At 34.3% G+C, this 25,322-nt stretch carries 31 protein-coding genes; 26 read left to right on the top strand and 5 right to left on the bottom strand.

What is annotated here, in order from left to right; translation table 11 throughout:
- Nucleotides 1–65 precede the first annotated feature (65 nt).
- From ACIQXI_RS06515 to ACIQXI_RS06500, 4 genes are all read left to right on the top strand, one after another.
- A complete protein-coding gene (locus ACIQXI_RS06515) occupies nucleotides 66–308 on the top strand; it encodes a hypothetical protein (protein WP_402922744.1) in 243 nt (80 codons plus the stop codon).
- Nucleotides 309–384: 76 nt separating this feature from the next.
- The gene (locus ACIQXI_RS06510) at nucleotides 385–759 is read left to right on the top strand and encodes a hypothetical protein (RefSeq protein WP_402922742.1); all 375 of its coding nucleotides are present in this window, start codon (nucleotides 385–387) and stop codon (nucleotides 757–759) included.
- Nucleotides 760–833: 74 nt separating this feature from the next.
- On the top strand, nucleotides 834–1,232 hold the full coding sequence (locus tag ACIQXI_RS06505; RefSeq protein ID WP_402922740.1) for a hypothetical protein: 399 nt from the start codon (nucleotides 834–836) through the stop codon (nucleotides 1,230–1,232).
- Nucleotides 1,233–1,726: 494 nt separating this feature from the next.
- On the top strand, nucleotides 1,727–2,167 hold the full coding sequence (locus tag ACIQXI_RS06500; RefSeq protein ID WP_402922738.1) for a hypothetical protein: 441 nt from the start codon (nucleotides 1,727–1,729) through the stop codon (nucleotides 2,165–2,167).
- Nucleotides 2,168–2,478: 311 nt separating this feature from the next.
- On the opposite strand, the gene ACIQXI_RS06495 is transcribed toward ACIQXI_RS06500, so the two are convergent.
- On the bottom strand, nucleotides 2,479–3,048 hold the full coding sequence (locus ACIQXI_RS06495; protein ID WP_402922737.1) for a GNAT family N-acetyltransferase: 570 nt from the start codon (nucleotides 3,046–3,048) through the stop codon (nucleotides 2,479–2,481).
- A 339-nt stretch (nucleotides 3,049–3,387) separates the two neighbouring features.
- Between ACIQXI_RS06495 and ACIQXI_RS06490 the strand changes: the two genes are divergently transcribed.
- The 7 genes from ACIQXI_RS06490 (at nucleotide 3,388) to ACIQXI_RS06460 (ending at nucleotide 10,391) form a co-directional block, all read left to right on the top strand.
- Nucleotides 3,388–3,942 (top strand): PadR family transcriptional regulator, encoded by a 555-nt coding sequence (locus ACIQXI_RS06490; RefSeq protein WP_402922735.1) that lies wholly within the window; start codon nucleotides 3,388–3,390, stop codon nucleotides 3,940–3,942.
- Between the two features lie 67 nt (nucleotides 3,943–4,009).
- Nucleotides 4,010–4,705 carry an ABC transporter ATP-binding protein gene (locus ACIQXI_RS06485; protein ID WP_402922734.1) on the top strand — a complete coding sequence of 232 codons (696 nt, stop codon included), beginning with the start codon at nucleotides 4,010–4,012 and terminating at the stop codon, nucleotides 4,703–4,705.
- Nucleotides 4,706–4,719: 14 nt separating this feature from the next.
- A complete protein-coding gene (locus ACIQXI_RS06480; protein WP_402922732.1) occupies nucleotides 4,720–5,427 on the top strand; it encodes an ABC transporter permease in 708 nt (235 codons plus the stop codon).
- 368 nt (nucleotides 5,428–5,795) lie between these two features.
- Nucleotides 5,796–8,399, top strand: a complete 2,604-nt coding sequence (locus ACIQXI_RS06475; protein ID WP_402922731.1) for a cation-translocating P-type ATPase — start codon at nucleotides 5,796–5,798, stop codon at nucleotides 8,397–8,399.
- Nucleotides 8,400–8,557: 158 nt separating this feature from the next.
- Nucleotides 8,558–8,782 carry a transcriptional regulator gene (locus ACIQXI_RS06470; RefSeq protein ID WP_402922729.1) on the top strand — a complete coding sequence of 75 codons (225 nt, stop codon included), beginning with the start codon at nucleotides 8,558–8,560 and terminating at the stop codon, nucleotides 8,780–8,782.
- Nucleotides 8,779–10,035: a Y-family DNA polymerase gene (locus tag ACIQXI_RS06465; protein WP_402922728.1), complete on the top strand. Its 1,257-nt coding sequence runs from the start codon at nucleotides 8,779–8,781 to the stop codon at nucleotides 10,033–10,035. The genes ACIQXI_RS06470 and ACIQXI_RS06465 overlap by 4 nt, the downstream gene beginning before the upstream one ends.
- Before the next feature lie 14 nt (nucleotides 10,036–10,049).
- The gene (locus ACIQXI_RS06460) at nucleotides 10,050–10,391 is read left to right on the top strand and encodes a YolD-like family protein (protein ID WP_402922726.1); all 342 of its coding nucleotides are present in this window, start codon (nucleotides 10,050–10,052) and stop codon (nucleotides 10,389–10,391) included.
- 212 nt (nucleotides 10,392–10,603) lie between these two features.
- Here the strand turns inward: ACIQXI_RS06460 and ACIQXI_RS06455 are convergent, their stop codons facing one another.
- Complete coding sequence (locus tag ACIQXI_RS06455; protein ID WP_402922724.1) at nucleotides 10,604–11,152, bottom strand: hypothetical protein; 549 nt, start codon at nucleotides 11,150–11,152, stop codon at nucleotides 10,604–10,606.
- A 267-nt stretch (nucleotides 11,153–11,419) separates the two neighbouring features.
- On the opposite strand from ACIQXI_RS06455, the gene ACIQXI_RS06450 reads away from it, so the two are divergent.
- The 11 genes from ACIQXI_RS06450 to ACIQXI_RS06400 all read left to right on the top strand — a co-directional run bounded on the left by ACIQXI_RS06450 (nucleotide 11,420) and on the right by ACIQXI_RS06400 (nucleotide 19,762).
- The gene (locus tag ACIQXI_RS06450) at nucleotides 11,420–12,247 is read left to right on the top strand and encodes a polysaccharide deacetylase family protein (protein ID WP_402922722.1); all 828 of its coding nucleotides are present in this window, start codon (nucleotides 11,420–11,422) and stop codon (nucleotides 12,245–12,247) included.
- A 109-nt stretch (nucleotides 12,248–12,356) separates the two neighbouring features.
- A complete protein-coding gene (locus ACIQXI_RS06445; protein ID WP_402922720.1) occupies nucleotides 12,357–12,911 on the top strand; it encodes an RNA polymerase sigma factor in 555 nt (184 codons plus the stop codon).
- 5 nt (nucleotides 12,912–12,916) lie between these two features.
- The gene (locus tag ACIQXI_RS06440) at nucleotides 12,917–13,810 is read left to right on the top strand and encodes a DUF3298 and DUF4163 domain-containing protein (RefSeq protein WP_402922718.1); all 894 of its coding nucleotides are present in this window, start codon (nucleotides 12,917–12,919) and stop codon (nucleotides 13,808–13,810) included.
- A 231-nt stretch (nucleotides 13,811–14,041) separates the two neighbouring features.
- Entirely contained in the window at nucleotides 14,042–14,227 is a 186-nt protein-coding gene (locus tag ACIQXI_RS06435) for a hypothetical protein (protein WP_402922716.1), read from the top strand.
- Nucleotides 14,228–14,409: 182 nt separating this feature from the next.
- Nucleotides 14,410–15,426, top strand: coding sequence for an HNH endonuclease signature motif containing protein (locus ACIQXI_RS06430; protein WP_402922714.1), 1,017 nt, complete (start codon nucleotides 14,410–14,412; stop codon nucleotides 15,424–15,426).
- A gap of 18 nt (nucleotides 15,427–15,444) precedes the next feature.
- Nucleotides 15,445–15,966 carry an SMI1/KNR4 family protein gene (locus ACIQXI_RS06425; RefSeq protein ID WP_402922712.1) on the top strand — a complete coding sequence of 174 codons (522 nt, stop codon included), beginning with the start codon at nucleotides 15,445–15,447 and terminating at the stop codon, nucleotides 15,964–15,966.
- Between the two features lie 295 nt (nucleotides 15,967–16,261).
- On the top strand, nucleotides 16,262–16,654 hold the full coding sequence (locus ACIQXI_RS06420) for a hypothetical protein (protein WP_402922710.1): 393 nt from the start codon (nucleotides 16,262–16,264) through the stop codon (nucleotides 16,652–16,654).
- Between the two features lie 83 nt (nucleotides 16,655–16,737).
- Nucleotides 16,738–17,526 carry a hypothetical protein gene (locus ACIQXI_RS06415; RefSeq protein WP_402922708.1) on the top strand — a complete coding sequence of 263 codons (789 nt, stop codon included), beginning with the start codon at nucleotides 16,738–16,740 and terminating at the stop codon, nucleotides 17,524–17,526.
- Nucleotides 17,504–18,301, top strand: coding sequence for a hypothetical protein (locus ACIQXI_RS06410; protein WP_402922706.1), 798 nt, complete (start codon nucleotides 17,504–17,506; stop codon nucleotides 18,299–18,301). The genes ACIQXI_RS06415 and ACIQXI_RS06410 overlap by 23 nt, the downstream gene beginning before the upstream one ends.
- Nucleotides 18,301–19,086 carry a hypothetical protein gene (locus ACIQXI_RS06405; RefSeq protein ID WP_402922704.1) on the top strand — a complete coding sequence of 262 codons (786 nt, stop codon included), beginning with the start codon at nucleotides 18,301–18,303 and terminating at the stop codon, nucleotides 19,084–19,086. The genes ACIQXI_RS06410 and ACIQXI_RS06405 overlap by 1 nt, the downstream gene beginning before the upstream one ends.
- A 19-nt stretch (nucleotides 19,087–19,105) precedes the next feature.
- On the top strand, nucleotides 19,106–19,762 hold the full coding sequence (locus tag ACIQXI_RS06400) for an ATP-binding cassette domain-containing protein (RefSeq protein ID WP_402922702.1): 657 nt from the start codon (nucleotides 19,106–19,108) through the stop codon (nucleotides 19,760–19,762).
- A gap of 38 nt (nucleotides 19,763–19,800) precedes the next feature.
- Here ACIQXI_RS06400 and ACIQXI_RS06395 read toward each other — a convergent pair whose 3' ends face one another.
- Together ACIQXI_RS06395 and ACIQXI_RS06390 are read right to left on the bottom strand one after the other, a co-directional pair.
- Complete coding sequence (locus ACIQXI_RS06395) at nucleotides 19,801–20,334, bottom strand: hypothetical protein (protein WP_402922700.1); 534 nt, start codon at nucleotides 20,332–20,334, stop codon at nucleotides 19,801–19,803.
- Between the two features lie 234 nt (nucleotides 20,335–20,568).
- On the bottom strand, nucleotides 20,569–21,522 hold the full coding sequence (locus ACIQXI_RS06390; RefSeq protein ID WP_402922698.1) for a TDT family transporter: 954 nt from the start codon (nucleotides 21,520–21,522) through the stop codon (nucleotides 20,569–20,571).
- Nucleotides 21,523–21,650: 128 nt separating this feature from the next.
- Between ACIQXI_RS06390 and ACIQXI_RS06385 the strand changes: the two genes are divergently transcribed.
- Nucleotides 21,651–22,457: a LysR family transcriptional regulator gene (locus ACIQXI_RS06385; protein ID WP_402922696.1), complete on the top strand. Its 807-nt coding sequence runs from the start codon at nucleotides 21,651–21,653 to the stop codon at nucleotides 22,455–22,457.
- 115 nt (nucleotides 22,458–22,572) lie between these two features.
- Nucleotides 22,573–23,313, top strand: a complete 741-nt coding sequence (locus ACIQXI_RS06380) for a lysozyme (protein ID WP_402922694.1) — start codon at nucleotides 22,573–22,575, stop codon at nucleotides 23,311–23,313.
- Between the two features lie 48 nt (nucleotides 23,314–23,361).
- Here ACIQXI_RS06380 and ACIQXI_RS06375 read toward each other — a convergent pair whose 3' ends face one another.
- A complete protein-coding gene (locus ACIQXI_RS06375) occupies nucleotides 23,362–23,643 on the bottom strand; it encodes a translation initiation factor 2 (RefSeq protein ID WP_402922692.1) in 282 nt (93 codons plus the stop codon).
- A gap of 195 nt (nucleotides 23,644–23,838) precedes the next feature.
- Between ACIQXI_RS06375 and ACIQXI_RS06370 the strand changes: the two genes are divergently transcribed.
- Nucleotides 23,839–24,318, top strand: a complete 480-nt coding sequence (locus ACIQXI_RS06370) for a GNAT family N-acetyltransferase (protein ID WP_402922690.1) — start codon at nucleotides 23,839–23,841, stop codon at nucleotides 24,316–24,318.
- A gap of 500 nt (nucleotides 24,319–24,818) precedes the next feature.
- Nucleotides 24,819–25,265, top strand: coding sequence for a hypothetical protein (locus ACIQXI_RS06365; protein WP_402922688.1), 447 nt, complete (start codon nucleotides 24,819–24,821; stop codon nucleotides 25,263–25,265).
- Nucleotides 25,266–25,322 lie beyond the last annotated feature (57 nt).

Here is a 25,322-nt window from a genome sequence, read left to right as displayed (position 1 = left end):
AATTTTTTTACTAGATTAAATTAACTGAAATATCAAATAATTCAAAGCTAGAAGGGGTGCATTGTATGTCTTACAAATATAATAAATATGTAAGTTTTATTATTGTAATAACTCTCCTTTTACTAATTTTATTCTTTACTAATAAAGTCAGCAAAGAGGTGTTTCTACTCATATATGTACCTTTAAGTATAGCAATGCTAATCTTTGGAATTTTGGTGCTTAAAAACACTTTGAAAGATAAAGAAGATATAGATTTACATGCAACAGAGATTAAAAGACGACTAAAAAATACCATGAAAAAGGAGTAGTTTTTTGTTTTTATTCAAAAAGTTTAACTTTCGAAAATATCGATAAGCTTTTTTGTAATTTATAGTAGGTGCTACTATGCAAGATAAAAAAATATTAGTTGAAGAGTTTATCAAACATGCCTTGATAGCAGAACAAACACAGATGACAGGCGATTACAAAAGAGGAAATAAATCAAATAAGGCGCTGTTAGCTATTTTGGATCAACTAAAACAATCATCGGAACTTGCAACAGCTGTGTTAGATGAGTTATTTCTACATGAAAATTCTTTTGTTTTATATGTTTGTAGTATTTATGCAATTGTAGTGGACTATCGTAGAGCTGATGCTTTAAACATACTTGAAAGGATTGCGGGAATGGAACAGAATAATATGACCGGTTTTCATGCGGGCATAGTTCTTGAACAATATGAATCAGGCGAACTTTTTGAACTGTATGGTGTAAGTAAATAAGCTACCATTAAGGAAATGGCTTAGCGATGATAGTCGTTGATTTTTTCTAAATTAACTTAAAAGTGGTGATTTAGATGGATAGTCAAATGTGTTTACTAATGGAGGTTCATGAACTAATTGAAGAATACTCTAAAATAGGTGATAGCCTACGTCATCCAGAAAACGCGATCGTAGGCATAGAGGATGAGCTAAAATTAACTGCTGAGGAACTCAACGCGTTAAATGCCAATAATTTTACGCATCAAGGTATTAGTGGCATTGAAAAGATTGTTCGCGATCGGATGCTTTCAATCTTTTTTCACTTTTTCTGTATTATAGATGGTGTTGGTGATCCTAAATTTAGAAATGATAATACGGTGTGGTTAGGGCTAAAACTAGAACGGAGAGGTCTAGATGAGGAACGAGAGGATGAGGAATTTCTACACGATATGCTATATGAAGCATATTGGAAATGGCGAGAATCGAAATCTTAAGATTGTAGATTTGATTTGTGGAAAGATTTTTAAATTTTCATTTAGCTAATCAATAAAAGTACTTTAAACAAAGCAACATTTGTTTAGAGTACTTTTATTGCATTAAAATGGTTACAGACTTAGGATGTTTGCTTGGGATACAAATGATGATAGATTAACATTGCTATTTATTGCTAAGACTATAGAATAATAGCATCCCTAAACAGAAAATGACGAATAATGTTAAAAAAATAAAGGGAATAGTTTTGTTTTTCACAAAATTCACCTCTCTTTTTGCTATTATCTGTTGCTGAAGGAACTAATAAATGTCATATGTAGAACTACTTAATTTATATACTAGAATCAAATAATTGAAATATCAAATTTTCAAGAACTATTACACTTGCCAATAATAAATTATTTATAGTAGTTAGAATTATTTAAAAATATTGAATATTATGTGTTTGTTTTTTATAATTAAAGTAATTTTCAATTATAAGGAGATGATGAAGAAAATGAAGAGACTAAGTATTTTGTTGTGCGCGTTTACTTTAGTTTTGGGTATTTTTGCATTTTCGGCAATCTCTTTAGCTGCCGAGGAAACAAACTCTAATGATGATAGGGAGTTTACACCAATAGCAGAGCCTGTAACAGAACCTGAACCAGTAACAGAACTACCACTTGGCTTCGACATCAATAAAGAATATGAAGATGGAGAAATAATATCAGAGACAATCACTAAATCTGATATTAATCCACGAGGTTTTTATCTTTATGCAGATGTATCACATCAAGTGTACTATACATTTAATAGTTCTATACCAACATTGTATCCTTATGAAAAATGGATTGACGGTTATTTATATAGAGGAAATCTAAGATTACAAGGAGCTATGCCAGCGGGAAAAGGTTATTTAGCTACCTATAGTGGAAAGATTTCTACATTTATTAATTAAAAGAAGGTTTTGCTATAACAAGAAAAGCCACGTTCAATTACATGAACGTGGCTTATATTATTCAAGACTACTTTAATTGAATTTATATAGAATAGTACTAATTTATGTACCATTTTTCTTCTCTATACAAAGCGTTAAGATGTGCCAGACCTACGCACACTGAAGCCCAGGCACTCAATTAGAGCTTGGCATATTTGGTTATTTATCATAGATATACGCCTGTATAAAGTTGATAGAGTGCTGTAATAGCATGGTCAGCTCAGGTAACCATGCTATTACAGCACAGAATAGGATTTAGTCAGCCTGGCAATTTAGTTGTTGTAATCCTCTTGCAACATGCTATAGATTTCTAAATCTATAATCCCTTTACCTGACCAGAAAGAAGCTTGTCTCAATAATCCATCTTTTATAAAACCACTTTTTAATAGCACTTTTTTTGATGCATCGTTCATCGGCATTACTTCTGCTTGAATTCTATTTATGTCTGCTTCTTCAAATAAAAATTTGCTAATCGTTTGTACAGCTTCTGTTGCAATGCCCTTATGCCAATAGTCCTCTGCTAAATAATACCCGATTGTTACCATGTTCACCTTGTGATTAAAATCCATCGCTTCGATTATGCCTACTAAAGTGTTCGGCTGCTCTTTAAGAAATATCCCCCATTTTACTCGACTTCTTTTCGTGAAGTCACGTTCAAAATGACCGATCATTTTTTGGACAGTTTGAATATTGTGCTTCGGGATAATGCCACAATACTCAAATACCTTGTCATTATCGTAAATGGCAAATAGCTCTTCTAAGTGGCTTTCTTCAATTTTTTTAAATTGTAAGTTGGTAGAGCTCAATAGTGGGAAGCTTTCAAAGATTTTCTCTACAAACATGGTAATCTCTCCTTATATGCGGAATTGGTTAATGATTTAGGAAAGTTTTCTAGTTTATATATTATATTGTAAAAAGAAGGGGGAGTATATTCTTTTTAATAAAAAAATAAAAAAGCTGTAACGTAAAATACGCTACAGCTAGAGAATTGGTTGTGCCCTTTGATGGTGCTACTCAAAGTAGTATACCACAAAACTAAAAATTAGAGTTGTATTTATGTATTATAAATCTTTTGAAAACAATGGAGACGCTTTATCACAGTAGGTAGACACCTATTGACAAACAATGAATTTCCAGTTATATTCATTTTACTCAACGTTGAATATAAAAAGGTGATTATTGTGACGAAATTATTAGTGCTTGCAATGCTGGGCTTAAAGCCAATGACTGGCTACGATATTAAAGTCATGCTTGAATTGAACGATGCCGAAAGATGGGGCGGTGTTCTTATTGGTTCTATCTACAATGCTTTGAAGAAGCTTGAAAAAGATGGATATATCGAGGTTGCTAGTATTGAATCGACAGGACTTAGACAAAAAGCAATTTATCAAATTACTGAAAAGGGCAAAGTATATGAACAACAATTAATTATTGAAGCGTTAGAACAATCTTCTGTTGTTTATCCCACAACTTTGTACGCTGGCGTGTCCTTTGCATTTAAGCTTCCTAACGAAAAAGCTATTTATGCATTAGAAAAGCAAATGAAAATTTTAGACGATGAAGAAAAAGCTATTACAGTCGGTTATCAGGCGAAAATGCATGCGATGCAAGACGAAATTCCAGATCTAACGCAATTAGCATTTGCCAATATGTTGGAAATTGTGAAAGTGCAACAAAAATTTGTCCAGCAAGCTATAAAAATAATGCAAAAAGATCAAAATAACTCTCTCGAATAATTGAGGGAGTTAAAAAATCCTCATATAGTCAAAGTTGAGTATACAATGTTGAGTAGGAGGACAGCTAGTGAAAAAACTAATTAGTGCTTGTAATTTAACAAAATACTATAAGGATTGTTGTGTGGTTAATGCTATAAATTTCGAGATTGAAGAGGGGGAAACAATTGCACTCATCGGATCGAATGGAGCTGGTAAAACGACAACAATCGGTATGCTTCTCGGTATTATTGCTCAGGATGATGGGACGATTAATTACTGGACGCCAAATTATAAAAAAGAAATTGGCACGCAGCTACAATCTACTCCTTTTTTTGAAGGCTTTTCGGTAGAGGATAATGTAAAACTATTTGCTGCATTTTATAATGTTGTTCTTTCCAATAAAATGATGGAAGAGAAACTTGCTTCTTTTGATTTATTACATGTAAAAAAGATGCCTGCCATTAAATTATCTTTAGGGCAACAAAAGCGTTTAGCGATTGTTGTGACAACATTGCATAATCCAAAACTAGTGATTTTAGATGAACCGTCTGCTGGATTAGATCTCAGAGGTCAAAAGGAAATTCAAAACATGATGAAAGGTTTAAAGGAAAAAGGTGTTGCGGTGCTTTTTGCATCTCACGATATGGCGGAAGTGAGCAATGTTGCTGACAGAATCATCATGATGAATAAAGGTAAAGTGGTTGCGTGTGGTGCTCATCATGATTTACTAGCTCAATATCAGGCTCAAAATGTAGAAGATTTATTTTTAAAATTAACGAAGTGAAGGAGAAGGATAAAATGAAGACTATTTTCGTTTTAAATTTAAAATCTGCTATAAAAGATATGTATCTACTTTTTTGGTCAATTTTCATGCCGTTTACTGCGATTGTGGCCGTAAAAATATTTGCGCCAAGTTATGCTGAAAACTATGTGAATGGAATTATTGCAACTAGTGTTTTCTTTTATTCATTTATGACTACTGCTTTTGTCTCTTTATCACAACGCAAGAGGGGCGTTTACAATTTACTTCACGCAACACCTTTGTCTTTGTGGAAGTATTTTATTAGCGTTTCTTGTGCATGGTCTTTCATCGCCATAGTTCTTTCATATATCGTGCTTTTCTTTTACAAAGTCATTCATCCACTACATCTCTCGTTTAACACTATCCTTTTAATGACCCCCATTATTTTACTAGCATCTTTAAGTTTTGTATTTCTTAGCTTTTTTGTTGCAAGTTTAGTAAAAAATGAAGGGCATTTAAGTATGTCTGCCAATGCGCTAATGATACCGATGCTACTATGTAGTAATGCATTTTTCTCAATGGATAAAGCTCCTAAAATGGTCCATTATATCAGTATTATCAATCCATTTGAATGGTTTTTACATGGAATTAAAGGGGCATTACTAGTTAATTTGACTAGTTGGTGCCAATCACTATTTATCTTAATTGGATGCTTTGTCATAGCGCTCTGCCTATCATTGAAATCATTTAAATATAGTACTTGATAATGAGTAAGTCACTCCCTTTGATGCTAAATGGAAGGGGGTGTCTTTTTTTGTGGAACGAGTAATTTAAATCACTAATAGTACAAAAATTTTAATCTCTCTATTAATTATTATCATACTGGATTGGGACAAGGAATAGATTGTTATAGTTCAAATATTTGAAAGATGGAGCAGATATGGAAAAACGTATTTTAGGATGTGATTTTCTCTCAATTCAAATTAGCTAGTAATGGATTATTCAATAGATGTTTCCTTCTATTGAAATAGACATCCCTCGAGTTGAGTTTTGCGAGACGCTATTTAGTTCGATAGCAGCAATTGTTTTCGTTGTAAGTATAATCATTAAATTACACTGGAAGGAGAACCAAATGACACAATATCATCAGCAGTCGTCCGCTGAAGTCATGAATAAATTGAGCGTGACGAATCAAGGATTGAGCGATTCTGACGTTCAAAAGAGGCAAGAAGTTTACGGTTTTAACGTATTAGAGGAAGGAAAAAAAATAAGTACACTAGCTGTTTTTTTCGGACAGTTTAAAGATTTATTAGTCATTATTTTAATGGTAGCTGCTGCTATTTCATTTCTATTAGGTGAAGTAGAAAGTACGATTGTCATTTTAATTGTTATTATTTTAAACGCAATTCTCGGTACTGTACAACATGTAAAAGCAGAGAAGTCACTAGGTAATTTAAAAGCTTTATCCTCACCTATTGCGAAAGTTATGCGTAATAATCAGATTGTTGAGATTTTATCTAAAGATATTGTAGTAGGAGATCTTTTGTATTTAGAGGCCGGGGACTATATTAATGCAGATGGAAGATTAGTAGAAAGTCATAATCTTCATATTAATGAGAGCTCGCTTACTGGTGAATCATTAGCTGTGGCAAAAAGTGCTGACATCATCAAGGAAGATGTCACAATTGCAGATAAGAAAAATATGGTGTTTACTGGAAGTTTCGTTACAAATGGTCGAGGTATTGTCATTGTCACAGCTATCGGTATGGAAACCGAAATTGGGAAAATTGCTAATTTACTAGATACAGCGAAAGAAAAAAAGACACCGCTACAAGTAAGTCTCGATCAGTTTGGCGAAAAATTAGCCCTAGGGATCACGATGATTTGTGTCGTTATTTTTGCAATTGATCTTGTTCGTGGCCGTGAGTTAGTAGAATCGTTTATGTTTGCTGTTTCGTTGGCAGTTGCTGCGATACCAGAAGCATTAAGCTCGATTGTGACCATAGTATTGGCATTTGGGACGCAAAAAATGGCGAAGGAAAATGCTATTATACGTAAGCTCTTTGCTGTCGAAAGTTTGGGAAGTGTCTCTGTTATTTGTTCAGATAAAACAGGAACTTTAACGGAAAATAAAATGGTTGTGCAACATGTCTACGTTGATCAAAAGGCCATTCCACACGATCAACTACATATGAATAACACAATCGAAAAAGATCTTATTATGAAGGCACTATTATGTAATGATGCGTTGGAAAGAGATGATAAGGAAATCGGAGACCCTACAGAAATTGCCCTTGTGAAATTAGGAAAACAGTACGATTTTGACGAGTTACTTGTTAGAGATCATTGTCCAAGGGTGGCGGAGCTTCCGTTTGATTCAGATAGAAAACTTATGAGCACGGTGAATCGTATTAATCAACAAAACGTTATGATTACTAAAGGTGCATTAGATGTTATGCTTGCCAAAATCACGAAAATCAGTACTTCTCAAGGTGTAGTAAATATTACACCCCAAGATAAGAAAAAAATTGAAGAAGTGAACCGTGACTTTTCAATGAATGGTTTAAGAGTATTAGCCATTGCATACAAAGAGGTAAGAGATCGTCGTTCAATTACTGTGGCGGATGAAAGAGATTTAATCTTTGTTGGTTTAATTGCTATGATGGACCCGCCTCGTAAGGAATCGAAGGCAGCGGTTGAAAGCTGTATTAAGGCAGGCATTAAACCTGTAATGATTACTGGTGACCATAAAATAACAGCTACTGCCATTGCCAAACAAATCGGCATTTTACAAGATCCGTCAGAAGCAATCGAAGGTGCTGAGATTGAAGGATTAACAGATCGAGAACTGCAAGACAAAGTGCAAGACTTCTCGGTTTATGCTCGGGTAACGCCAGAACAAAAAATTCGTATCGTAAAAGCTTGGCAGGAAAAAGGGAATGTCGTGGCTATGACTGGTGATGGTGTCAATGATGGACCTGCCCTAAAGCAAGCGGATATCGGTGTGGCGATGGGAATAACAGGTACTGAAGTGGCGAAAGATGCATCTTCTATGATTTTAACAGATGATAATTTTTCAACGATTGTTAAAGCAATATCTAATGGACGAAGCATTTATACGAATATAAAAAATGCCATTTTATTTTTACTGTCAGGCAATGCAGGGGCTATTTTCGTCGTTTTATACGCAACTGTATTAGGTTTACCAGTTCCTTTTGCTCCGGTTCATTTATTATTTATTAACTTGTTAACAGATAGTTTGCCAGCCATTGCCATCGGGCTAGAACCAAATAATAAAAATACCATGAAGGACAAGCCGAGAAATATTCGCACGCCATTACTAAATAGAATATTTACGACCCAAGTGATACTCGAAGGTTTATTAATTGCAATTGCTACCGCTGTTGCTTTCGAAATAGGCTTGTCAACTGGAGATACGTTAACAGCAAGTACAATGGCCTTCACAACTTTATGTTTATCACGACTAATACATGGCTTTAACTCAAGGTCCAAACAGTCGATTTTTACCATTGGTGTATTCTCGAATAAATATACTTGGTTAGCGTTTTTAATCGGCTTCGTCGCGCTACATGCTGTTTTATTTTTACCAGCATTCACAGATATATTTGAAGTAGCTACATTAAGTGTCGCACAATTAGGTTTTATTTATAGCTTATCGTTCCTACCGTTTTTAGTGAATCAATGGTACAAACTATTATTTGTAAGAAGCAAATAATACAACTGTATAAAGTGCCAGGCAACCAAAATTGTGTGAGAATTGTGTGGGTGCCTGGCACTTTTGATATTTCTTGAAATTCCCAGTTGTAAAAAAGAACGTATGTGCGTAAAATAAAGATACAAACAAATGTTCTCTTTTGTGAGGGGAGAAGGATGATGATGAAGGAACAGTTAATAAAAGCCATGCAGCGCAATCAGTCAGTTCATATGATCTATGTATCCAAATGCGGTGAGATTACGAAAAGGCGAGTGAAAATCAGTAACGTTGTAAGTGATTCATTTTCGGCATATTGCTTTACACGACGAGCAAAGCGTACTTTTATTATCAGCAATGTTCTGGCAATTATTCCGGTGAATATAAAAGAGCGTGATGTCGTATGAATTATGAAAACTTGCCTCAAAAAAATATTTTTTGTATCGATATGAAGTGCTTTTACGCGAGTTGTATGGCTGCTTTGCATCGATTAGATGTTATGACAACACCAATAGCTGTTGTTGCGAATTTTGAACAACCGGGCAGCGTAGTGCTTGCTGCCTCTCCCTTAATGAAGGAGAAATATAAAATTAAAACCGGTAGTCGCCGTTATGAAATTCCAAAAGATCCAGCGATTAAATTATTTGAACCTAAAATGTCCTATTTCATAGAGATGAGTATGGCCATTACTCGCCTTATTGCACAATTTGTACCGCCAGAAGCGATACATGTTTATAGTGTCGATGAAAGCTTTGTTGATTTAACAGGGACAGAACGTTTATGGGGTTCACCTGAGGAAGCTGCTTTAGCAATACAAGAAGCGATTTATTTGCAATTTAAAATACCGAGTGCACTTGGTATGGGGCCGAATATGCTAATGGCAAAGTTAGCACTCGATTTAGATGCCAAGAAAACGGGGTTTGCTAAATGGACATATGAGGATATTCCTGAAAAGCTATGGCCCATTCGACCGCTTTCGAGCATGTGGGGAATAGGATCGCGAATGGAAGCAAATCTCAATGATATGGGGATTTTTTCAGTTGGCGATTTAGCCAATGCCGATTTAAAAACGCTCGAAGCTAAATTTGGTATTATGGGTAACCAATTGTATCATCACGCATGGGGTATTGACTTATCTACACTCGGGGAGCCCATTGTCAAAGGTCAAATTAGTTTCGGTAAAGGCCAAATGTTGATGCGTGATTACCATACACGGAAGGATATTGCGGCTGTGCTTCTTGAAATGTGCGAGGACGTTATGCGCCGTACGAGAGAAGCGGGCTATGTTGGAAGAACCATTACGCTCGGTTTATCTTATAGTGATCGAGCGATGACCAAAGGCTTTTATCGTTCGAAAACAATTGAAACCCCGACAAATGAAACAATGGTCATGTATGAAACGTGCATGGAGCTGTTAAATCAGCATTTTGAAGGGGAGCCAGCAAGGCAGTTATCTGTTCGTCTAACGAATCTAGAGCCTGAGCGAAGCATCCAGTTAGATTTATTTGATACGCGTAAAGAGAAGCGACAAATACTAGGCCATACAATGGATTCAATTAGAGCAAAATATGGTGCAACCTCATTGCTGAGGGCAATATCGTATACCGATGCTGGTACAGCAATTAAACGTAAGCGCTTAGTAGGTGGACATTTGGCTTAGAGGAAGGTGTTTGGATGATTCGAGATAGAGGAACGATAAAATGGACAGCGATGATGCTGCCAGAACATGTTCAAAAAATAAAAGAATGGAAACAAGAGGTGTTTGCAGAGGCACCGCGTGAGCTGGCAGAATGGGAATTAGAGGAACTGCAACAAACGATAGAGCAAGCAATTAATCAACAGTTAGACGTTACACTAACCATATGGGAAGGAGCTAAATATTTACAGTGGACAGGAACAATTCAATCCTTAAACTATAATGTCCATGAATTAGTGCTTGAAACGATAACGAAGACGAAGCATATACCTTTACAAAATATTCATGGCGCTCGTTTAGAGGATAGCAAGTATGATTAATAAGGTTAGATTTAATTAACGTCCTTTTTGGCACCATTAATGAGCGGGTATCTTTTACATAATTACCTGTGAATCTAGGGTGCTAATGCCAGATTGAGCTCCTTTCATACGATGTTGGTGATTAAACCAACCGTGTGATTGGAGCTTTTTTATTATTTAAAATAGGGACATGAATAGAAAACATCCGTAGCGACGGCTATGTAGCCATGCGATTAGGGAGCAAAGACCTCGGGAATATCGTCTCGCCATGCACCAATACAGCCTATTAAACAGGCCGTGTAGCTTCTCATCAAATTATCGATGTCATTATCAGCATATTCAATTGAAATATTGATGCCCGGCTTGCGCCATGCCAAAATTCGGCCGGAAAAGCCAGGCCAACAGCATTCTTCATCCATTGCAGGTTGACCATATACCTTTATTGACTCATCTGGGCTTGAGCACATTGTGATTCCCTGGGGAAGCTTGCCAGGAAACGGAGCTTTAATTCGATCATCCGACCGAGGGGCAAGAAAATGTATGGCGCCAATAATCCACTCATCTTGACTTGAATAGTTGAGTCCAGTCAAATCATTGATTTTTGGTGCACGATAAACGTCGATGCGTATCGATGCTTTCACAGACCAAATAATATCATCGTTAAAATAGCTGTTAGGGTGAGGCATTCGCTTGACGCCAAAAGATTGTAGCAAAGCTTGAACATTTTTAGGTCTATATGGATGGCCAAGCATTTCAATAAGCAATTCAGATGGTTCTTTCATATGTTTATCCAATCCTTTCGCGTCTTCTTAAGTAAACTTTTTCTAAACCGCCCTTCGTTTTCGGTGCGCGCTGGAAAATCATTAGCTCTGTATTAATTTTTATGTTCAATATTATTTCCAAATTCCCTTCTGCTAGAAGACTACCAATATTCACAGGCAGTGCTACAAAAAAATATTTTTTTTTTAAGATTCATTGAAACTTTTTCAACTCTCTTATTCTCTTCTATTTTATAAGAATAAAATATTAGTAAAGAAAGGTGCATTGTAATGAAAGCAAGGAAAAGAGTTAGATGGAAAAGAATTGTAGCGTTTATTTTATTCTTTACTATCACGCTAGGTACGAGTTATTACTTAGTAGGTGGGAAAATAGAGGAGCATGGACAAGCTGAACATATTGCGAGTAATGAGGCGAAGTTTGATGATAGTGAGGATGTAATAGAAGAAGTAATCGAAGAGGAAGAGGAAATAGAAAATGAACCTGTCGCGTTGAACCCAGATGGGAAATATATTGCACTGACTTTTGATGATGGCCCAAGCTCAAAAGTGACACCGCGGATTTTACAAACTTTAGAGCAACATGATGCAAAAGCAACTTTCTTTATGCTAGGGAATCGAGTTGAACTGTATCCAACTATTGCAGCGCAGGTCGCTGCTGAGGGGCATGAAATAGCGAATCATACGTTTAGCCATCCAAATTTAAAGAAATTGACGCATCAACAAATGGCTGAAGAAATAGATAAAACAAATAAAATTATTGAAATAGCAACAGGTGTCACACCAACTTTATTTCGCCCACCATATGGGATATACAGTCAAGATGTTCTAAACTATACGGCATCGAATAATTATTCTACCATTCTATGGTCAATAGACTCACTAGATTGGAAAAGTCGTAATCCAGCCGCTATCAAAAAGGAAATCCTCAGTAATGTGGCAAATAAATCAGTTGTCTTAATGCATGATCTTCATACAGCAACAGCTGAAGCTTTACCAGAATTATTAATAACATTAAAACAACAAGGCTATGAATTTGTAACAGTATCAGAACTGTTAACGCTACAAAATGAAAAAGTGGATCCCTATTTTGGCAATTGAAAGTGCTGAAAAATGAATGTTGTACAGCGAACAAAGACATAATAAGGGTGTTCCATTTCGAACATTCGTATATTGCATTCCCTATTATTATCAAAAGGGGGGTGAACCTTTGAATTCTCAAGTAATTGAAGAAAAATTTAACGAGATTTATGACAAAACGTATCAGCAATGTTTAATTTATGTCATTAGTAAATGCAATCATACGAGTGTTATTCCTGATATTATACAAGAAACGTATTTAGCACTTTATCGAATACTAAAGGATAAAGGACTTGAGTACATTAAAAATCCAGAGGCCTATGTTATACGAATTGCTAAATCAAAAATCTACCAACATTATACGTTAAAAGAAAAAGTGAAGAGTATAATACCGTTGTTTGATATAAACAAAGAAGATAAGGAATATAACAACGCAGATATAAATATGGTGCAATGTGAAAATGAATTGGAAATTGCGATAGAAAATAAGGAAGTATTAGCGGATATTTGGCGCTTTTTGCAGACTAAACCACAAAAAGTGCAAAAGGTATTTTACTTATTTTATTATGCTGAATTATCAATTCCAGAAATTGCGCAACACTTGCGTTTAAATCAATCTACAATAAAAAATCATATTTACCGCACCACTCATGAAATACGAAAAAAATTTGGGAAGGACGGTTGAAGCATATGAACAAGCAAGAACGCAAAGGATTAAAGCGCGTTATTGAAGAAAACTTAGCGAATAAAGAAATGATAAGAAAAAAAGTACTGACAATGGCTGCAAATGATAAGGAGCCGAAGAAGAAAGGTTTTTTAGCATTTATGAAAATGAAGTATATTGTTATTCCGTTAACAGCTTGTCTACTATTTATGTTTTTTGTAAACCTTAGTTCAACATTTGCAGTAGCAGTATCAAAAGTACCCGTATTAGGTGCAGTAGTGAAGGTCATTACAATTGATGAGTATATGGAAAAAACAGATTCAATTGATGCGCTTATTAAGATTCCGCACTTCACTGATATTGGTAATCTATCATTAGAAAATCGAATTAATTCAATGATTAAAGAAAAAATCGAAAGCCTTGCTGAGAAAGCGAAACAAGATTCAGCAGAATTTAAGAAAAACTACCTTGGAGAGGGCGAGGCTGCAAGTGATAGTAAGGAATATACGCCTAGCACATACACATTTGATTATGAAGTAAAAAGTTCAAATGCACAGATTTTATCATTTATCATAAACGAAACAGAAACAACAAATGGGTTAACATTTGACACAAAATATTTTTATAATATTGATTTGACAACAGGTAAAGAACTAACGCTTGTGGATTTACTAGGTGAAGATTACGAGAAAATCATAGATCCAGAGATAGAACGTCAAGTAAAAGAACGTGCAAAAGCTGATGAAAACTTGTGGTGGTACTATCAGGAATATTATGCGTCAAAGGGAACTGGTGGAATAGACGAGTTTACATCTAAAAATTTCTATATTAATGCAAAAGGAAACCCTGTTATCTTTTTCTATGAATATTATATTGCTCCACCATATGCAGGCCCGCAGGAATTTGAGATAAAGCGTTGAACTATATTGACACAATACCCCAAGCCCAGTTACTTATTTAAAAAAGTAACTGGGCTTGGGGTATTATTGGAGAATGAATATAATGACTTTACATCATTTAGCATGAAAAAACCGGATAAATGTAATAATTTTAACAAAATGAACTTTACTAAATAAACTGAATAATAGTAAAATTATAATAATTGGATGACCAAAATTAGTGACACACATTACAATTCGGAGGAAAGTAAAATGAAGAGATTTAAACTTTTTGCTAGTATTGCAGCTGTTAGTTTGTTAACTATAGGATTTGGTTCATTTGCAAATGCGACCCCAACATTTCACGAATACTCAGGAAAAGTGCCGAGATTCCATGATTTAGAGACTAATGATGCAATTAAAGAAACTACGGGTAGTGCTTACAATTTGGTTTCGTAAGTTGAAAAAAGTAACATGAAAGTTCGAATAAATTTTGGTCATTCAATAACTAATTAGAGATAGTGAAGGTTGAGGTGATGATTAATATCAGACACGAGTTAAAATTCCTCCTATTAAACACACTAAAATAATGACTATAAATTGGGAAAATACTAAAACTTAAAAAGGAGAGAAAAATCGAAATGAAAAAATTAGTAATATCACTATTAATATTAGTGTTTATAGTTTCAATTCCTCCAACTTTTTTAGTAAGTTCATCGGTGTTAGAGTTAGAACACGTAAGTCATGAAGAAGATTATTTAGAAGCTGCTATTCAATTACAAAAATTATATGAGTTGGGATATATCGATGAATATATTACTGAAGAAGACCTTAGAGCAGAATTTCAAGATGACTTTAATCTAATAAACGAAGAGTATATATTAGGTGAAGGAACATATCTAGTTGCGATAGATACTGAAACTGATGAAATAATTGATATAAACGAGTTAATTGACAACAAGTCTCAAATAAATACTTTCTCAAGAAATGCTTATTCAGATAACATTAGTAAATATAATTCGTTATTAGTATATTCAGTGGCCTTCAAAACATGGATTACTGATGCTGGTACAACAACATCAAAAATTAACCATTCAGCAGAGGTTACCGGAGTATATGGGATAGGTAAAAGACCAAATAACTATACAATTATTGCAAGTATTCAAAGAGCTACAAGTGAAAATGGTTCATATATAAATGCAGACAATACTACAAAAACAGTAGCCTTGAAACAAGTAGTTACAATTTCTGCATATATTAATTCTACTTATTATTGGAAATCGGATTCAATAGCGTATGCTAATTATCCAAATGCAACTTATCGTGCGAGTGCTAAAAATGAAGGACCTTGGTTGTTGAATAAAAAAGGAATGAAATATCCAGAATATACAGATCCTAAGTCTAAAAAAGTAATGACTAAACCTGCTACTACAACTTGGTCAGCGAATTCTAGTTCTTCTTGTGCTTTGACTTCCTCTGATAGAGTAGCATATAGAACTTGGTATGATAAAACATATGGATCTTTAAATTGGAATGATTATGAAATCCATCATATTAGACCGTGTAAATGGGGAGGAAATAAGGATTATAGCAATTTAATTCCTTTGCCATATTCATTTCATAGAGCGACTGTATCACCTTGGTGGGTAAACTATTAGAAAGTAGGTAAAATTAGTATGGCAATTGAATTAATCTTAACATCCTTAAAGAGCAGATTAGATAATGAGAACAGCATGACCATACAAATGGAACATGGAGAAATTTTAAATGTAACCTGTGAGTGGAATCGTCCTATAGCAGAAGATGAATTACAGGAATTCTCTGTAAAAACGCAACATGTGTTACCGAAAGAATTGTGCCAATTTTTAAAACAGAGCAATGGTGCGAAATTGTTTAATGTTGAAGGTCTTGGTTATGATTTCTTTGAAATATTTAATTTAAGAGAGATGCAAAATTATATAAATGAATACGAGACAAATCTATATTATCAAAGTGCCTATGATAAAAATTGGTTTATGATGGGTAATTATAGAGGTTATGGGGACTATATGTTCATTGATTCACGAAAGGTTGCTAATGGGGAAAATGATTATCTTATCTATGTTCAAGATGGGGATATTCAAAGATTACCTATGAACTTTGAAACATGGCTTGACAGGTTTATTGTCACACAGGGAGCTAGATATTGGCTATGGTAAGTCTCGATTTAAGCTAGTTTATATTGCTTCTTCTAAGGCGTTCTATGAATTTGGGGGTCAATCGCTAAACTATACACAATACTCCAAGCCCAGTTATTTATTTAAAAAAGTAACTGGGCTTGGGGTATTATTGGAGAATGAATATAATGATTTTACATCATTTACCGTAGAAAAACAGGATAAATGTAATGATTTTAACAAAATGCACTTTACTAAACAAACTGAATAATAGTAAAATTATAATAATTGAATGACCAAAAATAGCGAAACAACTTACATTTCGGAGGAAAGCAAAATGAAGAGATTTAAACTTTTTGCTAGTATTGTAGCTATTAGTTTGTTCACTATAGGGTTTGGTTCATTTGCAAATGCGACCCCAACATTTCACGAATACTCAGGAAAAGTGCCGAGATTCCATGATTTAGAGACTAATGATGCAATTAAAGAAACTACGGGCAGTGCTTACAATTTAGTAACGTATATTCAGAGGGGCAAATTGGTATCATGGGTTGAAAAGGGGGCTAGGAATGTTACGACAAAGGGGACTTACTCAGAACGTACGACTATTCCAATGGATTACTTAGGAAATGCCAGTTCATTAATAGGGGAAAACGTTCACTTAAATATATCAACTTCTCCAGGTACGTTTGAAACAGTTGATACTGCAGGAACGTGGACACCTAATTAATCTAATAAAATAAAAGATACTTAATTTTTGGTCATTCAATCAATTGATTGGAAATGGTTAAAGTTGAGGTGATTGAGTTGCTGATGTATATCAAGCAAGAGTTTAAAAGAGCATTGTTATCCAAAATGGGACTGATCACAATGGTATCCTCTATTTTACTAGTGTTTATTGGTATGCTGGAAGCATTATTATGGATTAATAGCGGGGTGATTTCAATTGTGTACACCTTTTTACAAGGCTATAATGCTGGAACTGCCTCCTTTATTATTATTGCGTTTCCGATTATTGCATGTATGCCATTTGCGAATTCTTATCGAACAGATATTCAAACAGGATTCCACCATTATATACAATACCGTATGAAAAAAAGCCGCTATATGACCATTCGTTTAGCTGTCAATGCACTTGCCGGAGGGATAGCTGTTGCAATTGGTCCTATGATTGCTTTTACTTTTTTAATGGTTTTAAAGCTTCTATTAAATGTACCAATGTTAAGACCCGAGCAACGATTGGAACCTGTGCTTTTTTTTCAAAGTATCGGCGTAAATTCTCCAATCCTTATGATGATGATGATAATTGGCATTATGTTTTGTTGTGGGATGATTTTTGCAACGCTCGGTTTAGGAATATCTGCGGTCATTCAAAATAAATATATTGCGTTATTTATACCATTTATTTATTTAATTGTTTCAGTGACAGTATTGGCGAAAATTCACTCTGCATTCAATGCGATGGCATTATTTGATGTGGATATCATTGATATTTCTAGGATTTGCCAAACTTTTCTATATGGTGTAGTGCTTATTATAGTAGGGATGACACTATTTTTTATAGGAGGGGCAGCAAAGGTTGAAGAACGCTTTAAAGAGTAAAACACAATTAAAGCTATATGTATCTAAAAAAAGTATTATTTTCGTTTATATTGTGTTGATGTTATATTTCTATAATCTATTGTTATCAACAAAAGTAGTCGAAGGCAATATATTTGATTTATTACTTCATCTAACAGAGTTTCATCCTCTTTTTTATGTTATCATGCCTGCATTTACAATTATGCTCATTTCATACTTTTCACTAGGGAATGTGCAAAACTATTTGTTATTTCGATTTTCCACAAAACGGCAATGGTATCATGCAAACCTTTTACGAGTAGCAAAGTTAGCTACATACTTCTGTCTAATGCTTATCGTCATTATGGTACTGGAAGCTATATTTGTCTTAGAGTTTAACAATCAATGGAGTAAGTATAGTGTTCATTACTACAAACATCATACAGAGCTATTAAAAAATAGCACACCTATTTTTTTAACTGCCATGTCAGTCATACTTTTATGGTTATTTTTAATATTTGTCGGACTGCTTTTTTACATTAGCTATGTATTTACAGGGCGGATCTTATTAGCTTGTTTAATTGTTTTGGTTATCAACATGTTGAATATAGGTGTGTTTTTGTCAAAAATAACGTCGATATCTTCCTATTTATTTTATGACCATATTAATATTTTTCAATATACTAGCTTTAAATCTGCACTAAGCGAAGTTCCCTTTACAATTCTGCTGTATTGGGTTGTGTTAATATTGCTACTTTATTTAATAGGATATTACATGATCGATAAAAAGGATATGTACATTGGAGAGAGAAAATAATGTTGAAAAAATTGGTTACTTATTATACATGTTCTTTCTTTAAAATAAAGTACTTACTATGTATCGTTGCCATTTTTGTACTGAATAGCATGCTTGTTTATACTTCATACGCTGATCTCATGCCGAATGGCTTGGTCAATCAAATTATCTTTATATTTTATATGCCAGTAAATATCCAATTCGACGTATTACGTTGGTTATTAATTTTTATTCCTATTCTCTTATTACTGAGTTCATGTATAGTCAGGGAGTTACGTAACCATCCAACGTATCTAATTCAAAGAATGAAAAGTTATCGTCATTGCTTCCATAGTATATTTATGGCGATAGGCATCAGTTTAGTCGGTTATATTGGAATTGGCTATATGGTAACAGCAATATTCGTTTCCTTCTTCACTAGTAAAATAGAGGGTCACAATAACATAGCATTATCGTGGTTTCTAAATACGGATGGATGGCAAGTACTGTTGAGCCATTTTACATTATTTATTTTAACAACATTGTTATTACTTATTGTCCACAATATTTTTCTATTTATTATTAATAATGCAGTCTTCGCTATGTTCATCGTTATTATCAGTATGATTTCTTCGGTAGCTATCGGTTATTTATTTCCATCTTCCCTCAAGTTTTTGCCGCTCACTTATTTCTTGCTGGGCTTAAGAGAAATGCAGGCTATATCTTTTGTTTCGGCCAATAGTATAATCCTACTTTGTATCGCTTTGTCCTATATGTTGCTGTATATACTTTTTATTAACTTACGGGAAAAAATAGTTGGGGTTTAGGTAAAAGGGGGTTGAAAAAATGACAATACTCGAAATTCACAATTTATATAAAAAGATTAAAGGACGAGAGCTGCTAAAAAATATAACGTTAGTCATTGATAAACCTGGAACTTATGGAATCGTCGGTCGAAATGGATCAGGCAAAAGTTTATTGTTTAAGACGATTGCGGGACTTTTTGTTCCAACGAGTGGCACTGTCAAAGTGTTTGATGAGATTATTGGTCATGGTCATTTTCCGAAATCTTTTGGTGCACTGTTAGATACACCAGGTTTTCTGCCCCATTATTCAGGTTTTCGAAATTTAAAAATACTTGCCTCGATTCAAAATAAGATCAGTGATAAGGATATCGAAAATGTTCTGACATTTGTTGGACTCGATTTTAATGATAAAGGACCAGTACGTAAATATTCATTGGGCATGCGGCAGCGATTAGGCATTGCACAAGCGATTATGGAAAAGCCGAAACTACTATTATTGGATGAACCAATGAATGGGTTAGATGAATTTGGTGTAGCAGAAATGCGCGAGATGATTAGTAACTTTAGCAAGCAGGACATAACGATTCTTTTAGCAAGCCATAATGCCGAAGATATTTCCTTACTTTGTAATGAGGTGTATAAAATGGATGCAGGGGATTTAGCACCTCATTCTATCACTACTGATAGAATGTTATAGCTAGCACAGCACCCTTAAGGAAAGGGTGCTGTCGAATACTAATCGATTAATTTAACAAATTCCTGTATATTATTCTCAATGTAGTGATTTATTTTTTTCATTGTTAGTGATGTTATTTGTTCAAACTGCGTATGAAGAGAAATAATAGTAGCTTGAAGCGCACTGTTATTGGTTAAATCTTCTCTTGTAATAGTAAAGTTTGCTAAAGCATTCGGATAATGATGATGTTGAAATAACTGCTCAATGTTTTCAAAAACAGCTCGTAATGGCTCATTCTCAAAATAAGTCGCACTGGCTTTCAGCGCGAGCCAACTTTTAGGCTGCGCGTAGTAATAAGCACTCCACCAGTAAAATTCAAGAAGTGATTTACTGGCATGATTAAAATACGTATAAAACACAAATAACGCTTGTTGACCGTGAGAAAGTTGTTCGTAAAAATGTTCTTTGAAGGGAGCTATATCAGTTGCATTAGACATGCCCTTTTTATAAAAATCAATAAGAGGCTTAAAACATTGTTGTCCCAAGTCTGCAGCTGTTAAGTCAATAGCTTGTTTGTTTATTTCAATTAGCAAAATAATATCACACTCCTCTCAACATTATACTTTATTTAAAGATCGAATATGTAGTTTTTGTAAAAATTAACAATTATTCAAGTGATCTTGTTAGCGAAGGAAAGACTCCTGCTCAAAACAAGCACAAATCATATGTTGCGTAAATTCCGTGTGTCAGCGCAGTAGGCATTGCAAAAAAGTGTTAAATTGATGGCAGTCAATCTAACACTTTTTCTCTTTGTTCTTGAGATGAAATTACAACGAATTAACTCTTGCATTAAAATATTGTTGTGAAAGAAACATTACATATTTATAGAGCACATAGAACACAATAATGAATGCGATAATAGATTCTAAAATCGCAAGCCAATGAAACAATGCTGATGAAATTCCTAGTTGGTGATAAAAGTTGGTCGTTGCAGTGATTGCAGTTGCTGAGATTACTAATGGGAACGTGAACCCAGCATAGCTTGGATAAAAATCAACCGCTAGTAATTTTGGTAGTTGCGATAAAATTATAAAATAAAGCCCTTGAGATAAGGCAAATAGTAAAGTGACGATTAGGATGTTTTTATCGTCAAAAGCATTTAAATAGCCTGTTAAACAAAGTGATCCCGGCGCTGCAATTATCGTAATGAGCGGCATTGTAGCGTCCTCCATATTTTTTACACGGAAGACACGATATAAAATAATTGGCAATAATATTAAATATAAAGCCAAAGTAAGCCAGAAAATCCAACGCCCAAATTCAGGATAAAAATTAATCGATGTAATGGTAATTACACCAATGCCAACGAATGTAATGAACCAACTAGGATAAATATCTTGAATGCGTACCGATTTTACAACTAAAAAGTTATAAGTGAAATAAAACATTAAAATAAAATGTAAACAAACAATACCTAGCCATAGCCATGACAACAGTGGTTTAATAGACTCGAAGTGCAGGAAGTACGTACAAATAACCATACAGGACATTGTAAATGTTGGAGCAACTGATGCCACAATCGGATTTTGTAAATTAGCAAGTGTATGTTTAAATGTAAACATGATTTTAAACAATACGAATGACATTAATATCATCCCAATAAGACCAATAATGCTCCCGAATATAGGCATACTCTCAGTTTTTAAAAGATTGCCTAATGAAACTAGAGCTAAAATTAAGCCGCAAATTGGTAGAGGGATGTTTTTAAGAAAGTTTTTCATTGGTTTCCTCCATTTAATTATTTCGTTTTGACCTTGTATAAACATTGTAAATCGGATTATACTATTTGTGAAATTGATAATTTGGATATCAATTATTAAGAAATTGAATAATTAAAGGAGTGCCGATGATGTTTCAAAGTTTAAAAACATTTGTGAAAGTATATGAACTGAAAAACTTTACGAAGGCAGCAGAAGCCTTATATTTGTCACAGCCAACAATATCTACTCAAATACTTAATTTAGAGAAAAAATTAGATGTGACACTTTTTACTAGAAAAGGGCGACATGAGATAGTGCCGACGAGTAACGCAGATTTTCTTTATAAACGTGCACTTGGCATTTTAGATAATTGGGAAGACACGATGGAAACATTGAATAGTAAAGGGATAGTCAGAACAAAATGCCGAATAGCTTGTTCGAATACGTGTGGAATTTACTATCTACCAACAATTATGAAGTCTATTCTAGAAAATTTTCCTGATCTAGATTTTTCCTTACAATTGATGAATTCGGAGGAAGTAGTGACACAACTAAAACAAAACGAAGCGGATTTAGGGTTTATTGAAAAAATTGTCGATACAGGAAGCTTAAAACGCAGTTTATTAAATGTTGATCAGCTTGTTTTAGCAGGAGATGCTGCATCCGGTTACTGGTTAAATCGAGAAGAAGACTCGGGCACACAATTTTACTCAGATATGTATGTAAAAGAAAACAATATTCAACCGGTACATATTTATTTAAATAATAATGAAATGATAGCAGCCTTATTAAAAGCAGGCATTGGGCAAACGGTTATTTCGCAAAATGCTGTGCCAGAGGGCGTTAGTTGGCAAGCACTTTCAGCAAAATATACGCGAAACTTTTATTTTTTGGCAAGAGAGAATCAATTAAAAACAAGAATTAACGACTTAGAACGTTTTATTACTGGTGCCTGACACCCAAACAATTCAGAATTGTTTGGGTGTCAGGCACCTTCCTTGTTCACTATATTGGGAATTGAATATGCTAGTGAAGGAGCAGAAATTTAAATAGAGAAAGGGGGAACACAAGATGGAAATTTCCAATAATGCACTAAATCTCATAGCAAAATGGGAAGGGTTCCGTGCTAATGCTTATATTGGAAGTGATAATGTTTGGACAATTGGCTATGGTACAACAAAATGGGCAAACGGAAAATTAGTAGAAAAGGGACAAACAATTACAAAAGAAGATGCGTGGGAACTATTGCGCAAGCAAGCTCAGGAGCACGCCAGTACAATTGAATATTATGTCAATGTCCCACTTAACCAAAATCAGTATGATGCACTTGCAAGCTTCCAATATAATTTGGGGCGATATATTTTAAGAAATAGTACACTATTAACCTATTTGAATAATAGACAATGGGAACAAGTAAGTAAGGAGATGTTATTATACAGCTATGCAGGTGGGAAAAAGCTTCAAGGGCTTGTTAATCGTCGTCTAGAGGAAATTGCCCTTTTTTTAAAACCAATTGCGATAGTAGATGTAAGTAAGAAAATTGAATATATGGAGATTGACAAAGAGCCGAAAGTATTCCGTATCCAAAGTGGGAAATATAGTAGTCAAAAGGCTATGATCGATGCAATGAGTATAGCCATACAACAAGGCTATTTAGCATATGTAGAACCAATAAAAGGGAACTCCGATGAAAATGGTTGGCGTTTTATCAGTGGCTGGTATAAGAAGTTAGATGAGGCGAAAAAAGCTGCAGAGCGTGCAATTATGGATGGCAAGTTAAGTTACGCGACGATTCGTGGTACAGTGCAATAGGGTGCCTGGCACTCAAACAATTCAGAATTGTTTGAGTGTCAGGCACCTTCATCTCTTTGCGTATTTTAGTTTATTGAGTTCTTTTGTTAAATATTGAACTTGCTTTTCTAATGCTTCTAATTTCTTTGTGTTACTATCGTTATTATCATTGTTATTATCGTTACTGGAATTGGATTGCTGCGTTTCTTCTAATGCCAAAATTGCTGCAAGAGTAGTTAGTCCATCACCTAATGTAGTAATTAATCCACCAATTATAGCTAGCTTAGCAGCTTCGCTTTCAACGCCCGCAAAAAGATCATTCATATTTGTTTTGTCTTTGCTTTTACTCAATTTTTTTACCTCCCTAAGCCAATCATTATTACATCTTATTCCCAAGTTATTTTTAAAATACAGGTTACACAAGATTGGGGAGTGCAAGTTTACAATAAGATTGCTGATGATACGAAAAGTTAGCTATTCCATTAATGAATGACGAAATTTAAATAAAATGGTAAAGTGTAGGGAATGTGATTGGAGGAACATCATATGGAAAAATTGAAAAGAGTGGAATTAAAGCATTTTTCAAATCAATATATGAAAGAATTGAGCTCCTTTGTACTTACTGATGAACAGCAACAATTTTCTGCACTTCCCAGCAAATTTGAGGAAATAAATGAAGGTCAGTATCGCATAGTGATTTTAAGTGAAAATGTACCTGTTGGTTTCTTTATCCTAAATTCAAATGAAAAAGTAAAGAAGTACACAAATAATGCCAATGCATTGCTACTCACTGCACTCTCCATTAACCATGCAGAGCAGGGAAAAGGCTATGCGAGACTAGGGATGACATTACTCGTGGAGTTTGTGAAAGCGGAATTCCCTCATTGTGATGAAATTGTTTTAGTGGTAGACAAAGAGAATATCCCAGCACAAAAACTATATTTAAAGGTAGGATTTGAGGACACAAAGGAGAGGCTAATGGGACGTATTGGTGAGGAAATTATTATGAAACAAGAAGTAATTTAAAAGTAGTAGATTGTTATGATAGCTCTGACAATAAACGAGCAATTATATGAAAATAATGAATTGTCGGATAATACACCCGGAGAGAAGTAAACTTGTCGTTTCTTGCGCTTCCCCGGGAAATTATCTTTTATTTCCTACCTCAGCGCACCATTTCCCAATAGACTTATTTTACGGGAATTATGTTTGCCCCGGTGTTTAATATCTAGTGCCTAAATTTAAATATCAATTTGGTAAAGGTCCATCATGTAACATGTTGGTGATTGGTACGAAATCGGCAGCTTATTTAGAATGATAAAACGAGCTAATCTGGAAATACTGAATAGGGAATTACCATAACCATAGAGGCTATTATATAGTGAACGCGCAACATACAGACTGATTTATACATAATAGTATTGGTAGCGCAAGCGCATTGGAAAATCTTTTAGTCTCCACAATTAGTATACCTAAAGAAGGAGTGCCTTAAAATAATTCGAGTAGAGACATTTATACAAAATCCAATGTTCATAGAAAACAATCATAGTACTGAAAGATATATAAAGGCAGAAAAACTTTCAACAATACATAAAGTAGGATTATTATATGGTTTTATAGAAATATACGAAAACAATTCTAAAGTATATGTTAGTACGCTAGAAGTACTCCCAGATTATTGGTTTATATTTTTGCAAATAATAGAAGAGTTCTTTCAAGAGGGCGTGGGGAGTTGGGAATTCCCTACACTTATAAAATTTGAAGCTATGGATTCAACTACTATTCGTATCCAACAAAATGAGGAGCTCTATTATTTTCATAACAGAACACTTATTAAAGCGCTTTTAGATGCTTGTATAGTATTTGTGTGCGCATCAGAAAATTTTATGAATTATCCATATCCATTTGAAAAGGTAAAAGAAAAATATTTAAAGATCATTCAAGAATTACATTTAAAAAATAGTACAATTTAATAATTGAGTGACAATGACCAACGTAGGTAGGAGAATGGTTAAGCATCACAAAGTATT

This window comes from Lysinibacillus sp. NPDC097195 (assembly GCF_044762075.1).
Classification (GTDB): domain Bacteria; phylum Bacillota; class Bacilli; order Bacillales_A; family Planococcaceae; genus Lysinibacillus.
This window is presented reverse-complemented; position numbering and strand designations above follow the sequence as displayed.